Origin of the sequence: Asanoa sp. NPDC049475 (assembly GCF_040676915.1) — a bacterium.
Taxonomy (GTDB): domain Bacteria; phylum Actinomycetota; class Actinomycetes; order Mycobacteriales; family Micromonosporaceae; genus Asanoa.
This window is the reverse complement of the sequence record NZ_JBFAPY010000005.1, coordinates 562,670-576,972: the sequence shown is the minus strand read 5'-3', so window position 1 is coordinate 576,972 and position 14,303 is coordinate 562,670. Positions and strand designations below refer to the sequence as shown.

Genomic DNA, 14,303 nt, shown 5'->3' with positions numbered 1-14,303 from the left:
GGCTCGAAGGAGCGCCCGGTTATGACGATCAGAAAGACCACATGGATCACCGCGGTCGGCGCGACGCTCGCTCTCGCGCTCGGCGCCTGCGGTGGAGACGACCCCGAACAGGCGACCGACGACGGGCCGATCGTCGTCGGGATCTCCTTGCCCCTCACCGGAGACTTCTCCGAGCCCGGCAAGGGCGTCCAGCGCGGCTACGAAGCGTGGGCGAAGATCACCAACGACAAGGGTGGCCTGCTCGGCCGCCAGATCGAGCTGAAGATCCTCGACGACCAGTCCAACGCCGACCGGGTCGTGGCCGACTACGAGCAGCTCATCGGCAGCGACCAGGTCGACATCGTGGTCGGGCCATTCTCGACCCGGCTCGTCGTGCCGGCCGCCCGGGTGGCCCAGGAATACGGCATGCTCTTCGTCGAGCCGGCCGGCGCGGCCAAGGAAGTCTTCGAGCAGGGCTTCAAGAACCTGTTCTACGCCGCCCCCGCGGTGGCCAACGACCACTACAACCACCTCGCCGAATACCTGCTCGCACTGCCCGAAGGGCAGAAGCCGACCACCGTGGCCTACGCGGCCATGGACGACCCGTTCGCGCAGGGCACCGCCTACGGCCTCAAGGAGAAGCTGGAGGCCGCCGGCGTCAAGACGGTCGTCGACGAGGTCTACCCGCCCAACACCACCGACTTCAGCAGCATCGCGGCGAAGATCGCCACGTCGAAGGCGGACATGCTGGTCGGCGGCTCGCAGTACCAGGACGGCGTCAACCTGATCGTCGCCCTCCAGCAGCTCAACTACCAGCCCAAGCTCGCCGCCTTCTCCACAGCGCCCACCAGCCCCGAGTTCGCGGCCGCGATCGGCAACAAGACCGAGGGCATCCTGTCTCCGACGGGCTACACGCAGGACGCGCCCTACGAGAGCAACAAGGAGTTCGTCGAGAAATACACGGCCCAGTTCGGCTCGCCTCCGGAGGAGGACGAGGCCAACGCGTACACCACGGGCCAGGTCGTCGCCGCCGCCATCACCGCGGCCGGCTGCGCCGAGCAGGGTGAGTGCCAGCAGAAACTGATCGACTGGGTACGCACGGCGAAGGTCGACACGGTCGTCGGACCGCTGTCGTGGGACGAGACCGGCAAGCCGCAGGGCGCGCACATGATCCAGCAGTGGGTCGGCGGCGAGATCAAGATCGTGCTGCCGGCCGACGCCAAGGAGACCGACCTCGTCTACCCGAAGCCGGCCTGGTGAGCTGACCATGCCGTCCGGCGCCCTGCTCTTCCAGAGCGTCATCCTCGGCCTGCTGCTGGGAGGGCTCTACGCCCTCCTGGCGGCGGGGCTGACGCTCTACTTCGGAATCATGCGGGTGGTGATGATCGCCCACTCGGCGTTCCTCATCCTGGCCGCCTACCTCGCCTGGTGGTCCCACACCGAACTGGGCGTCGACCCGCTGCTGTCGATGCTGGTGACCGTCCCGCTGTTCTTCGGCTGCGGGGTGCTGCTGCAACGCCTGCTGCTGGCCCGGCTGCGGGCCGTCACGCTCACGATGATGTCGGTGCTGCTGACCTTCGCGATCGCGGTGGTCATCGAAGGGCTGCTCGGCTACGTGTTCAGCGGCACGCAGCGGCGCATCCAGCTCGGCTACGGCTCGGCCAGCCTCGAGCTGTTCGGGGCGCGCATCGCCGTCGTCAAGCTGATCGCCTTCGGGCTGGCCGGGGTGGCCCTCGCCGCGCTCTACCTGGTGATGAAGAAGACCACCTTCGGCTGGGCACTGCGCGCGACGATCCAGCACCGCGACGCGGCCAAGCTGGTCGGCATCGACACCGACCGGATCGCCGGCTTCGGCTTCGGGCTCGGCCTCGCGACCGCCGCGGTCGGCGGCACGGCGCTGTCGCTGGACACCACCATCTACCCGTCCTTGCACTGGCACTGGATCGGCCCGCTGATGGCCATCATCGTGGTCGGCGGCCTCGGCAGCGTGCCTGGCGCCGCGGCGGCCGCGATGGTGCTGGGGCTCGCGCAGAGCCTGCTGCAGATCGAGCTCGGCACGACGTGGGCGCAGACGGTCTTCTACCTCGCGCTGTTCCTCACGCTGGCGATCCGTCCGCAGGGATTCTTCGGAGGTCGCCTTGCTCAGCGCTTCTAGATGGATCGCCGTCATCGCGTTCGCCGCTGTCGCGCTGGCGTTCCCTGAACTCGCGCCCAACCCGTACATCCTCTCGGTCGGGATCGTCGTCCTGAACTACGCGGTGCTGTCCACCTCGTGGAACTTCGTGGGCGGCTTCACCGGCTACATCTCCCTCGGCCACGGCGCCCTCGCAGGCCTCGGCGCCTACGGCACCGGCCTGCTCGTCACCAAGGGCGGCCTGCCGAGCTTCGTGGCCTTGGCCGTCGGCGCATTGCTGGTCGCGGCCGTAGCGGTCCCCATCGGGTACGCGGCCCTGCGCGTCCGCGGCGCCTCGTTCGTCATCGTGTCGATCGCGCTGGTGCTCGTCACGCTGCTGGTCTTCCAGAGCTGGGCCTCCTTCACCGGCGGCTCGCGCGGGCTCAACGTGCCGCGCCCGTTCCCCGGGATGCTGCGTCCCGAGCACCACCGGGTGTTCTTCTACCTGTTCCTCACGCTGCTCGCGCTCGCCGTGCTGGTGTGGTGGCTGATCGACCGCTCGCGGTTCGGGCTGGGCCTCAAGGCGATCCGGGAGGACGAGGACAAGGCCGAGACTCTGGGTACGCCGACCTTCGCGTACAAGCTGGTCGTGTTCGTCGTCTCGGCGTTCTTCACCGGGCTGGCCGGCGGGCTCTACGCCCTCTGGTTCGGCGACCTCGACCCGATCTTCCAGTTCTCCATCCTGACCGGCTCCTACATGGTGCTGATGGCCCTGCTCGGCGGCGTGCGCAACCTGTTCGGTCCGCTGGTCGGCGCGCTGGTCGTGGGCTCGGCGCTGGAATATTTCAAGGTCGAGTTCGGCAACACGCCGCTGCACCTCGTCGCCACCGGCGTGCTGCTGGCCCTGGTCGTGCTCTTCATGCCCGACGGCGTCCTGCCCGCGCTCGGTGCGCTGCTGCGGCGCCGCTCCCCCCACACCTCGATCCGTGAGGTGACGGCCGCCGAGCTCGCCGAAGACCGAGGAGGTGACCGGCATGCGCACTCTCGAAACGGTTGAGCTCACGAAGGCCTTCGGCGGCAACCTGGTGCTCGACAAGACGTCCGTGAGCTTCCAGCACGGCAAGGTGAACGCGCTCATCGGCCCCAACGGCTCGGGCAAGACGACGTTCTTCAACTGCGTCACCGGGCTGATCCGGCCCGACAGCGGGAAGGTCAGCTATGCGGGCGCCGACATCACCCGCCGCAGCCCGCACGCCATCGCGCGCGGGGGGCTCGGCCGCACGTTCCAGCTCTGCCGGGTCTTCCCCCGGATGACGGTGCTCGACAACGTGCTCGCCGCCACCCGGCCGCGCGGCGTCAACCTGCTGCGCGGCGCCCGTGGCCGCACCGAGACCGACCGCGCCATGGGGTGGCTCACCAAGCTCGGCATCGAGCACCTGGCCGACGCCGAGGCACGCAACCTGTCGTGGGGTCAGCAGAAGCTGCTGGAGCTGGCCGGCGTGCTGATGAGCGAGCCCGAGACCGTGCTGCTCGACGAGCCGGCGGGCGGGGTCAACCCCGCGCTGCTCGACCGGATCGGGGGTCTCGTCCGCGACCTCAACGCGGAAGGCCGCACGTTCGTCATCGTCGAGCACAACATGGACCTGGTGATGAGCATCAGCGACCACATCGTGGTGTTCGACCGCGGCCGCCCGATCGCCGAGGGTCCGCCGTCGATGATCCGCACGGACGAACGCGTGTTGGGAGCCTACCTTGGTGCCTGAGCTCGAGCTCGTCGACGTGCAGGCGGGCTACGGCCGCGCCGCGCCGGTCCTACGTGGACTTTCCGTCGCAGTGCCGGCGGGCACGATCGTCTGCCTGGTCGGCCCCAACGGTGCGGGCAAGTCGACGGTTCTCAAGGTGGCCAGCGGACTGCTCGCGCCTCGCGCGGGGAAGATCCTGGTCGGTGGCGTCGACGTTGCCGGCCAGGGTCCACAACGGATGCTCGCCAACGGGGTGGCGCACGTGCTCCAGGGGCACAGCGTGTTCCCCGAGATGACCGTCGCGGAGAACGTGCTGCTCGGCGCGTACACCCTGAAGGACAAGGCCCGGATCGCCGACCGCACCGAGTTCGTGCGCGGGCTCTTCCCCGTCGTCGCCGACCGGTGGACCAGTCTCGCCGGCCTGCTCTCCGGCGGGCAGCAGAAGCAGGTCGAGTTCGCGCGGTCGCTGATGGTCGACCCGAAGGTCGTGCTGCTCGACGAGCCGTCCATGGGCCTGGATCCCAAGACCACCACCACCGTCTTCGAACAGGTCGTCCGGATGCGCGACGCGGGCACGGCGGTGCTGCTCGTCGAGCAGAACGCCCGCCGGGCGCTGGAGACCGCCGACATCGGCTGCGTCCTCGACCTCGGGCGCGTCTACATCTCCGGGCCGGCCGCCGAGCTCGTCGCCGACCAGCGACTCGGAGAGCTGTACCTCGGTGGTCGACCCGCCGAACCCCGTCCCTAGGAGGCACGCTCATGCGGAAAGCCGTCCTCGCCACCGCTACTCTCCTCGCCGTCGGGCTGCTGGCCGGGGCTCCGGCCTCCGCCAGCAACGACGGGCCGCGCGACGTCTACCCCCCACTGCGTGACGACCTCGTCGCCTACTACGACTTCGACCACCCGGTGAAGGGCGATCCCGCGCTGGAGCGTGACCAGGGCCGCTCCGGCACCGAGATCGACCTGGTCAACGGCGGCACCGCCATGCGGGTACGCGACCGCGCGTTCAAGGGGTCGGGCAACGCGCTGCAGACTCGCCAGGTCGATCCCGCGGTCACCGGCAACGACGACTGGAAGGCCGGCATCTACGCCCAGCCCGGCGTGCGTACCCTGCGGGCGTTCAACTCCGTCGCGGGTACCACCGTGATGGGTTGGTTCAAGGTGGACATGGACGCGCCGGCGCTGAACTCGGTCACACCCGCCCCCGACGACCGGTTCAACGCGATCGGGCTCGCGGGCGTGCTCACCGGCGACTCCGACGGCCACGGCGTGCGCGCCCTGCTCGAGCTGATCGACGTCAACGGCGATCTCCGGCTCGTCGCGCTCGGCCGGCGGATCGACGGTGGCAACTCGCAGACGTTCGCCGCCAGTGCGCCGTGGCAGGAGTTGCTGCCGCGCGGCGAGTGGGTGCACCTGGCCGCGACGTTCACCTTCGCCGACGGGACGCTCGCCCTGTACCGCAACGGCAAGCCGGTCGACGGGTTCTACACGCGCACCGACGACCCGTGGTTGGTCAACGGCCCCGGCCCGCACGTCACCACAGCCTCCGACCCGCGCGGCATCAAGATCGGCGGCAGCTTTCCCCAGGACACCCGTGAGCAGAACCCGTGCGACTGCCGGATGGACTCGCTGATGTTCCTCGACACCGTTGTCTCGGCGCGCGACGTCGAGAAGCAGTACCGGCACATGCGTTGACCCGTCCCTGAGAACGGAGTGAGATCGCGTGCGTAGACCCATCGCCACCGCCTGCCTCACCGCCGCCACGCTGGCCCTGTCGCTGCTCGTCGCGTCACCGGCCCGCGCCGCCGACGCCGTCTACGACCCCGTTCCCGAGTCGCAGGTGCAGAGCCGCCTCGGTCTCGTGCTCGAGGAGTACGCGTCGTTCCCGAAGTCCGAGCCCACCCCGGCGCCGACCGACGGCCGGCTCATGCGGCAGGCCCGGATCAACACGATCATGGAACTGCCCGACAGCTCGGGGAGGCGGGCGGTGCCGGACCTCAACGGCAAGCTCTACCTCGTCGAGAACGGGGTGCCGCACGTCTACCTCGACGTCGCCGCGACGTTCGCGCCGCAGTTCTTCTCCGGGCGGGGTCTCGGCCAGGGCTTCGGCTACGTCGCGTTCCACCCCGACTTCAAGCGCAACGGCAAGTTCTACACGATCCACACGGAGCAGGCGTCGTTGACGACGGAGGTGCCCGACTGGCAGCAGGCCGGCACCCTCTTCCACGGTGTGATCAACGAGTGGACGGCGACCGACCCTGCCGCCGCCACGTTCGCCGGCACCCGGCGCGAGGTGCTGCGGGTCGGGTTCGGCGGGCAGGTCCACGGCATCCAGGAGATCAACTTCAACCCGACGGCCCGGCGCGGGGACGCCGACTACGGCAACCTGTATCTCGCGGTCGGCGACGGCGGTCTCGGTGCGCGCAACACCGACCCGCAGAACCTGGCCATCCCGCACGGGAAGCTGCTGCGGATCGACCCGCTGGGCACCAACGCCGGCGCGTACGGGATCCCGCCGTCGAACCCGTTCGTCGGCCAGGCGGGCAAGCTCGGCGAGATCTTCTCGTACGGCTACCGCGACCCGCACCGGTTCAGCTGGGACCGGAGCACCGGCAAGCTCTACCTCGGCCACATCGGCGAGCACGCGATCGAGGCGATCTACGAGGTACGCGCCGGCGACAACATGGGCTGGAGCGAGCGCGAGGGGGCGTTCGTCTTCGACAAGACGGCCACGAACCCGTGCGACCGCATCTTCCCGCTGCCGGCCGACGACGCGGGCTATGTCTACCCCGTGGCGGCGTACGACCATGATCCGGCGCCGGGTTGGAACTGCACGGCCGACGTGGGTGTCGCGGTGGCGGGCGGCTTCGTCTACCGGGGCAGGGACGTGCCGAAGCTGCGCGGCAAGTACGTCTTCGGCGACCTGGTCGACGGCCGCGTGATGTACATCGAGGCCTCCGAGATGCGCCGCGGCCGCACGCCGGCGACCATCCACCGTCTGGCCCTGTTCGACGCCGCGGGCTCGCCGGTGCGGATGCAGGACCTGTCCGCCCCAGGCGCTCCTGGTGACCCGAACCGGGTCGACCTGCGGTTCGGCACGGACGCGCAGGGTGAGCTCTACATCCTGGCCAAGGCCAACGGCAAGATCTGGAAGGTGACGGGTACGCGGGAGTTCGCAAGCGGCTCCGTCGGCGCGGTGACGGTGCGCGACACCATGCGGCCGACCAACTGGGCGCCGGTCACCCCGTCGAAGTGGCGGTTCGCGAACGGTCAGGTCATCCTGGCGGAGGCCGGAGAGGCCCGACCCGGACCGCGACGACCCTTCGAGTACGCGGTGCTGACCGCCGGCCCGGTCTTCGGTGCCGTCGAGGTCACCGGCGAGGTCCGGCTCGACACCCCCGTCGAGGTCACCAACCGCGACGTGATCATCGTGTTCGGCTACAGGTCCGACACGGAGTTCTACTACGCGCACGTCTCGACGGACAACACGATCTACCCGCACAACGGCATCTTCAAGGTCAACAACGCCGACCGCGAGCGGATCGACTACCAGTGGAACGGGCGCTCGCTGGGCGCCAACCCCGCCATCGTCGACGCCAAGTGGCACACGGTGCGGGTCCGGCACCTGCCGGCGACCGGCGAGATAGCGGTCTATGTGGACGGTGCCAAGGACCCGCTGATGACGGCGAAGGACACGACGTTCGGCTCGGGCCGGGTGGGCTTCGGCTCCTTCGACAACATCGGCCGGCTGCGCGACCTCAAGGTGAAGGGAACCCCCGCGACCTGATTCAGCAGGAAGACGACGGGGCGCGGTGACATCGGGGTCACCGCGCCCCGTGCGTCGTCACAGGCCGAACATGCTCCATAGGAGCGCGCCGGTGCCGAGCAGCCCGTCGTTGCGGGTCGCCCGGTAGATCTCCCGACGGTTGAGATCCCGGTCCACCGCACGCATGGAGAACTGGGTCGAGCGGTCCAGCGTCCGCCGGATGACGAACTCCACCGCCACCGCCTTCACCACCGCGGCGAGCACCGCGAGGCCCACGATGCCCAGGACCACCTGAGCCAGCGTGACGCCCGGAGAGGCAAGCAGCAGGAGCACGCCCATCGCGACTCCGAACCAGGCCAGGTAGCAGACCGGCGTGCTGAAGGCGGCCCACCACCACGCCCGCCGGTTGCGCATCCGGGTCAACATCCGCTCGTCGATCTCGCGCCGTGCCACGTGTGCGCCCCCGCTCAACCGCAAACGACGTCCTTCGATCACGGTAGGTGGATGGGGCAACAGCTCCGGCTGGTGGCATGGTGCGGCAGAGCGCGATGCTCGGTGATCAGTTGTCCCTTCCGAGCTTCACCTCGTACGTCTCGTTGGTCAGCCATTGCGGCAGGAGGTTGGCGTACCAGCGGCTTCCCAGGGTTTCGCTCGTGCCGCCCGGTAGGGACGAGACCGCCTCGATGCCGTGGCGGGTCGGTTGGGCCACCGCTCTGCGGACCGGGCCGCCGCCGAAGGTGAACTCCGTTGCCGAATCCGCGCGGACGTTGTGGCTTGCCGCGTCCACCGTGCCGAAGCCGCCGTCGACCGGCACGCCCGGTAGGTCCGGCAGCGGCGGTGGGAACGCGCCACCGGCCGGCGGGATCGACCACGGTGCGCCCAGCGGGGCCGAGAAGGTCACCCGGTGGAGGCGGCCCCAGCGGTAGTCGTCCTGCCGCGTCGAGCCGCCGAAGGCCGCCGCGAACGACGGGCCTGACAGCAGGTCGAGCGCGTCGGCCAGGCTGCGCAGCAGGAGCACGTCGCGGCGGTCCGCCGCCGACGCGACCCCGGGCACGGCGTAGAAGTCGACGCCCGACGTGCCCACTCCCTGCCGGTCAGGGAACCGCTCCAGCAGCACGCGCAGCGCCTTGAGTGCCTCCGGGCCGCTGGGCTGCGGAAGGCCGGCCGGGGCCAGGCGTGCGTCGATCACGTTCTTGACGTACTGGCCGCGCCAGACCGCGTAGATCGTCGCTGCGACGCTGTCGGCCACCTCGGACGCCTTGGGCGGGCGTCGGTGGCCCGAGACGTCGGCAGCGTCGTAGCCCTCCCGGATGCCGGTCGGCGTCGTGCAGTCCCAGCGGGCGAGGCGGCCGACCGCCTCCGTCACGCGGCGGTCGGCGGCGAGAGCGATTAACTCCGGCGTGGAGCTGCGGGCGGCGCGGCGGAGAGCAGACACCAGGTAGGGGCGGAAGAACTGCGCGTCGAGCAGCGTCACGTCGGCCTGCTGGTCTTGGACGTCGCGAACCGTCAGCTTGCGCCCGCTCGCGATCGCCCCGCGCAGCATGTCCGTGATGCGGCCCGCCCGGAAGCCGCCGTCGTAGCCGACGTTGAGGTAGTAGATGCCCCCGGTCGGACGGCGCTCGTTCAGCGGGTCGTTGTCCAATGTGGTGCCCGCCGGGTCGTTGTTGGCGTTGACGAAGTACCCGGCCGGCGGATCGACCACCTGCGGCATCTCGCCGGGCGGCAGGATCTCGTACGGCAGGGCCTGGCCCCGGTAGGTCCGGCCGGCCGGCAGCCACTCGTTGCCGCCCGTGCCGTCGCGCAGCAGGTACGGCGGCCGCCCGCGCACCGCGCCCGCTTCCAGGTCCTCCCGCAGTGGCATCTCGGCACTCGTGAAGTACGCGATGTGCCCGTCGACGTCGGTGACCGACCAGTTCTGCGAGCCGACGTCGAAGAAGTCCAGCGACCGCTGGAAGTCGCGGATGTCGCGCGCGTAGTTGAACCCGCGGGCCGCCTCGATCTCGCGGGTCGCCGAGAACCCCGTGTACTGGACCGACAGCGCGGTGCCGGTGGACCGGTCGAGCGAGACGATCGGGCCGTTGTTGCGCCGCGGCACGATCAGTGTGGCGGCCGGCACGGCGCCACCTGGCGGCACGGTGATCAGCTCGCCAGAGGCGTTGACCCGGAACGTCTCCGGGATCGCGAGGACCGGTTCCGGCTGGCCCTGATAGACGGTGGCGAGGCCGCTCGGCGACCCGGCGAACGGCACCAGCCGCTCGACGTACGTGTCGGTCACGTCCATCGGGTTCGTGGTGGCACCCCAGGCGACCCGGTCGTTCTGGCCCAGGATGACGTACGGCGCGCCGGCGAAGCTCTCGCCCTGCACGTCCAGGCCGCCGCCGCGCAGCCCGACGGGGTAGAACGTCGCCGGCGTGGTCAGGCCGAGGTGCGGGTCGTTCGCCATGATCGGCCGGCCCGACTTCGTGTGGCGGCCCGAGATGGCCCACTCGTTGGAGCCGAGCGTGAAGGTGCGGTCGACGGCCTCCGCCAGCAGCGGCGCGCGCTCGGCCCGGTGCTGGTAGTCGCGGGCCAGCCGCAACGCGGCGTCCGACAGGCCGGACGGGCGCGGCCCGGTCGCGTCCGGCACGGTCGACGCCGCGTCGAACGGCGCCGCGCGGAACAGGTCGTCGCTGAACAGCGCCGCGCCGTCGAATCCGGCCTGCGAGCCGGCGGCGGCGTACGCGTCGGCGGCCACCGTCAGCTCGATGTCCAGGTCGAACGAGAGGTTGAACGCGATCGCCTTGAGCAGGACGATGCTGTCGACCGGCGTCCACGGTGCGAACCGGGTGATCCGCACGGCCGCGTACTGCGCCGGCAGCGGATGGCTCGCGACCCAGGCGTTGACGCCCGCGGCGTACGCGTCGAGGCTCTGTCGCAGCTGTGGTGGGTAGGCGGGCAGGCTGCGCTCGGCCGCCCGGCGCAGCCCGATCGTCCGCGCCTCGACGTCACCGGGCAGGGCCTGCTGTCCCAGCAGCTCGGCCAGCGTGCCCGAGGCCTGCCGGCGCGTGGTGTCCATCTGGAACAGCCGGTCCGAGGCGTGCACCCAGCCCTGGGCGAAGAGCAGGTCGCGCTCGCTGCCGGCCCGGATGTGCGCGATGCCGTTGCCGTCCCGCACCACCGAGACGCCGCGCGGGAGCCCGGACGAGTGCGCGGACGCCGGCACCGGGACGGTGAGCGGCAGGGCGGCGGCGAGGAGCACGGCGAGCAGCCGACGTCGCATGAGGGCCTCCGTCGAGGGTGGAGGGTGCGCCTGGCCTCGCACCTTAGTGACCGTTCGGTCACTGCGGCAAGAGAGCGGGCGGCGCGACCCGTACGCTCAGGTCCATGAGTGGCTGGTTTCTCCTCGGCGCGCCCTGGGACTGTTCCGGGACGGGCCGCGGAGAGGCGGCGGCGCCGGGCGCGTTGCGGGCCGCGGGCCTGGCCGACCGCGTCGAGGTCGACCTGGGCGACGCCGCGACCCACATCTCGCCCCAAGGCCGGGATCCGGACACCTGGGTACGCGCGCTGTCGGATACCGTCGCGGCCGCGCGCGCCCTGGCGTCCTCGTTGGCGGCCGGCATGCGCGACCATCCGGGGTTGCGCCCGCTCGTGGTCGGCGGCGACTGCAGCCTCCTGCTGGGGGTGTTCGCGTGCCTGCGCGACGTCGGGCTCTGGTTCGTCGACGGGCACCCCGACTTCTATGACGCGCGCAGCTCCGAGACCGGTGAGACCGCCGACCTCGAGCTGGCCGTGCTGACCGGGGACGGTCCCCCGGCTCTGGTCGGCCTGGGCGAGACGGTGCCGATGGTGTCTGCGCGGCACGTCGCCCTGATCGGGCACCGGACTGTCGGCCTCGATCCGGAGTCGGCGGCGGAGGTTATGCGGTTGCCAGCGGAGCTGTTCACCGTCGACGCGCCGGCCGTGCTGCGTGACCCGGCCGGTGCGGGGCGGGCGGCGGGCGCCTGGGGTGAGCGGCTCGGGTTGCCGATGTGGCTGCATATCGACGTGGACGTGCTCGACGGGGAGGTTCTGCCCGCGGTGACCTATCCGCAGGACGGCGGGCCGGACCTCGACCAGCTCGCCGCCGTCCTGGCCCCACTCGCCGTGTCGGATCGGTTGCTCGGAGTAAGTGTCGCGGATTTCCGCCCGGACCTCGATCGTGACGGTCGACACGCGGGCAGGCTCGTCAACCTTCTCGATCGGGTACTCGAGGGCTGATCGGCCCCACCAGCTTTGCCCGGATATATCGAGATAAGCGCCGGATGCGAGGGCTCCGCGTCTTTCCTGCGAGTCCGTACACAGGTAAGCCCGCTACGGTCTGTAACTCGGCACGCTGAAGCGAATCCCCTCGGGAGTCACACCATCAGCATCGACGCAGGTCCCCACGTCATCGAACTCGGCGCGATCAAGCCAGCCCTGGTGCGCGCCGTCCGGCTCTTCGCGGAGACGGTGCTCGTACCGACCGGCCTCCTGTACATCCTGCTGCACACCGCGGGCCTGCTGCCCGCACTCCTGGCGGTGATCGGGTGGTCCGTGATCACGGTGACCATCCGCTGGTTCTCCGGCCGGCACCTGCCGGGCACCCTGCTGGTCTGCACAGGCGCCATGATCGCCCGAGCCAGCGTCGCACTGGCGCTGTCGAGCGCTCTGGTCTACTTCGTGCAGCCGGTGATCGCGTCGGTGTTCATGGCCGCTCTCTTCCTCGGCAGCGCGCTGCTCGGCAGACCGATCACCAAGCGCCTGGCCCGCGACTTCGTCGCCCTGCCGGCCCACCTGCGCCACCACCCAGGCCTGCACAAGGTCTTCGTGCAGACCGCTGCCCTGTGGGGCATCGGCCGTCTGGTCGACGCGGGCATGAGCATGGGCTTCCTCCACCTCGGCCTCGACGCGGCCGTCCTCTCCCGAGGCGTCTTCAGCGGCATCCTCACCGCGGTGATGGTCGCGGTCTGCGCGGGCTGGGGCATCCGCGCCCTGCGCCGCATGCCCGACGTGTCGTTCCGGATCGGCCTCCCCCGCCCCGCCGCTCCCGCCGCGGCGGTCGCCGCCGCCTAGGCCGAGCGGCCCGCGGTTCCCAGGATCGCGTGGACGAGGGCCGCGGTTGCGGGGAACTGTCGTGGTCCGCCGGCGTGGCGAGGGCGATCGACGGATCCAGGTCCACGTCGATGACGGCAATGCCCTGCGCTCGCTTCCCACGACGGACAGGCGTATCGGCTCGCGTTGATCGGCAGGACCGTCGCTTAGTCCGCTCTGACGGCGACGCCGCGAGGGCACGGTGCCTCCGTCCGTGTGCGGGGACCGGGACGCAGGTTCAGCGCGAGCAGCGCCGTGGCCCCGATCCCCACCGCGATCACGAACACCGCCGTGCGCAGGCCGGCGGCGGTCTCCACGCGCAGCGACTCCCCCGCCAGCCCCTCGGTGCCGGCGGCGGCGACCAGCACCAGCAGCGCGAGACCGACCGCCGCGCCGATCGACGTGCTCGTCGAGGCGATGCCGGACGCGACGCCCTGTTCGCGGTCGGCGACGCCGGTGCCAGCCGCGATGAAGATCATCGTGAAGGCGATGCCGTCGCCGACGCTGGTCAGCACCAGACCCGGGATCAGGCCGGCGTACGCGGCGTCGGGGGACATGGCCAGGCCGAGTGCGACCGCTCCGACCGCGCCGATCGCCAGCGCCACGACCAGGGTGGGCCGCAGCCCCCATCGGGTCGCCACCCGTCCGGCGAAGGTCGAGCCGGCGACCACCACGGCGGTCGGGATCAGGAAGGCCACGCCGGTGCCGAGCGCGTCGTACCCCCGGACGTCCTGGAAGTAGAGGGTGAGGAAGTAGAGCACCGAGCCGAACGTGGCCCAGAACATGAAGGCCATCGCCACCGCCGTGACGAGGTTGCGGTTGGCCAGCAGGCGCGGCGGCACCAGCGGGTCGTCGCCGCGCCGCTCGACCAGCACGAAGCCGGTCAGCGCCACCACGGCACCGGCCACGCTCACGATGACGCCGGGCGACGCCCAACCCAGGTTCGGCCCCTGCACGAAGGCGAACACGAGCAGCGTGATGCCGAGGGCGGCGGTCAGCGCACCCGGCAGGTCGAACCTGCGGCCCCGCTCGCGCGCGCGGTCGGCGGGGACGAGCACGAACGCCAGCGCCAGAGCGAGCACCGCGAGCGGGACGTTGACGAAGAAGACCGCCTCCCACCCGAACGCCTGGGTGAGCACGCCGCCCAGCAGCACGCCGACGACCAGACCCGCGGCGCCGGTGCCGCCCCAGACGGCGACCGCGCGGTTGCGGGCGGGGCCTTCGGGGAAGGTCGTGTTGATCAGGGCGAGGGTCGCGGGAAAGACCAGCGCTCCCCCGAGCCCCTGGACCGCGCGACCGACCAGCAAGATGGCCGGACCCGTCGCCAGCCCGCCGACCAACGAGCCGGCGCCGTAGAGCGCCAGTCCCGTCACCAGTACCCGCCGTCGGCCGAGGAGATCGGAGGCCCGGCCCCCGAGCAGCAGGAAGCCGGCCGACGCCACCGCGTACGCGCTGATCACCGCCTGCAGGGTCTGCGCCGAGTAGCCGAGAGCGCGGCCGATCTCGGGCAACGCCACGACCACGATGTACTGGTCCAGCGAGACGATCAGCATCGCGAACGCCAGCAACGCCAGGATCGCGCGGTTCGCAGCGGGATAGGTCGTCGGCATCAGGC

The 14,303-nt window shown here is 70.9% G+C and carries 12 protein-coding genes; 9 read left to right on the top strand and 3 right to left on the bottom strand.

Annotated elements, in window-relative coordinates:
* Nucleotides 1–21: 21 nt before the first annotated feature.
* The 7 genes from AB0J88_RS22665 to AB0J88_RS22635 are packed head-to-tail and all read left to right on the top strand — an operon-like array spanning nt 22 to nt 7,621.
* Nucleotides 22–1,239 carry an amino acid ABC transporter substrate-binding protein gene (locus AB0J88_RS22665; RefSeq protein ID WP_364361832.1) on the top strand — a complete coding sequence of 406 codons (1,218 nt, stop codon included), beginning with the start codon at nt 22–24 and terminating at the stop codon, nt 1,237–1,239.
* A gap of 7 nt (nt 1,240–1,246) precedes the next feature.
* A complete protein-coding gene (locus AB0J88_RS22660) occupies nt 1,247–2,134 on the top strand; it encodes a branched-chain amino acid ABC transporter permease (RefSeq protein WP_364361830.1) in 888 nt (295 codons plus the stop codon).
* Nucleotides 2,118–3,149, top strand: coding sequence for a branched-chain amino acid ABC transporter permease (locus AB0J88_RS22655; RefSeq protein ID WP_364361828.1), 1,032 nt, complete (start codon nt 2,118–2,120; stop codon nt 3,147–3,149). Before AB0J88_RS22660 ends, AB0J88_RS22655 begins: the two co-directional genes overlap by 17 nt.
* Complete coding sequence (locus AB0J88_RS22650) at nt 3,127–3,855, top strand: ABC transporter ATP-binding protein (RefSeq protein WP_364361826.1); 729 nt, start codon at nt 3,127–3,129, stop codon at nt 3,853–3,855. The genes AB0J88_RS22655 and AB0J88_RS22650 overlap by 23 nt, the downstream gene beginning before the upstream one ends.
* Nucleotides 3,848–4,582 carry an ABC transporter ATP-binding protein gene (locus tag AB0J88_RS22645; protein ID WP_364361824.1) on the top strand — a complete coding sequence of 245 codons (735 nt, stop codon included), beginning with the start codon at nt 3,848–3,850 and terminating at the stop codon, nt 4,580–4,582. The genes AB0J88_RS22650 and AB0J88_RS22645 overlap by 8 nt, the downstream gene beginning before the upstream one ends.
* 11 nt (nt 4,583–4,593) lie before the next feature.
* Nucleotides 4,594–5,529, top strand: a complete 936-nt coding sequence (locus tag AB0J88_RS22640) for a hypothetical protein (RefSeq protein ID WP_364361822.1) — start codon at nt 4,594–4,596, stop codon at nt 5,527–5,529.
* A 28-nt stretch (nt 5,530–5,557) separates the two neighbouring features.
* Complete coding sequence (locus tag AB0J88_RS22635) at nt 5,558–7,621, top strand: PQQ-dependent sugar dehydrogenase (RefSeq protein WP_364361820.1); 2,064 nt, start codon at nt 5,558–5,560, stop codon at nt 7,619–7,621.
* Nucleotides 7,622–7,678: 57 nt separating this feature from the next.
* Here AB0J88_RS22635 and AB0J88_RS22630 read toward each other — a convergent pair whose 3' ends face one another.
* Nucleotides 7,679–8,053, bottom strand: a complete 375-nt coding sequence (locus AB0J88_RS22630) for a hypothetical protein (RefSeq protein ID WP_364361818.1) — start codon at nt 8,051–8,053, stop codon at nt 7,679–7,681.
* A gap of 106 nt (nt 8,054–8,159) precedes the next feature.
* Entirely contained in the window at nt 8,160–10,859 is a 2,700-nt protein-coding gene (locus AB0J88_RS22625; RefSeq protein ID WP_364361816.1) for a penicillin acylase family protein, read from the bottom strand.
* A gap of 104 nt (nt 10,860–10,963) precedes the next feature.
* On the opposite strand from AB0J88_RS22625, the gene AB0J88_RS22620 reads away from it, so the two are divergent.
* Both AB0J88_RS22620 and AB0J88_RS22615 read left to right on the top strand, forming a co-directional pair.
* A complete protein-coding gene (locus AB0J88_RS22620; RefSeq protein ID WP_364361814.1) occupies nt 10,964–11,836 on the top strand; it encodes an arginase family protein in 873 nt (290 codons plus the stop codon).
* Nucleotides 11,837–12,037: 201 nt separating this feature from the next.
* Entirely contained in the window at nt 12,038–12,670 is a 633-nt protein-coding gene (locus tag AB0J88_RS22615; RefSeq protein WP_364361812.1) for a hypothetical protein, read from the top strand.
* A gap of 185 nt (nt 12,671–12,855) precedes the next feature.
* Here AB0J88_RS22615 and AB0J88_RS22610 read toward each other — a convergent pair whose 3' ends face one another.
* A complete protein-coding gene (locus tag AB0J88_RS22610; protein ID WP_364361810.1) occupies nt 12,856–14,298 on the bottom strand; it encodes an MFS transporter in 1,443 nt (480 codons plus the stop codon).
* Nucleotides 14,299–14,303: the final 5 nt, after the last annotated feature.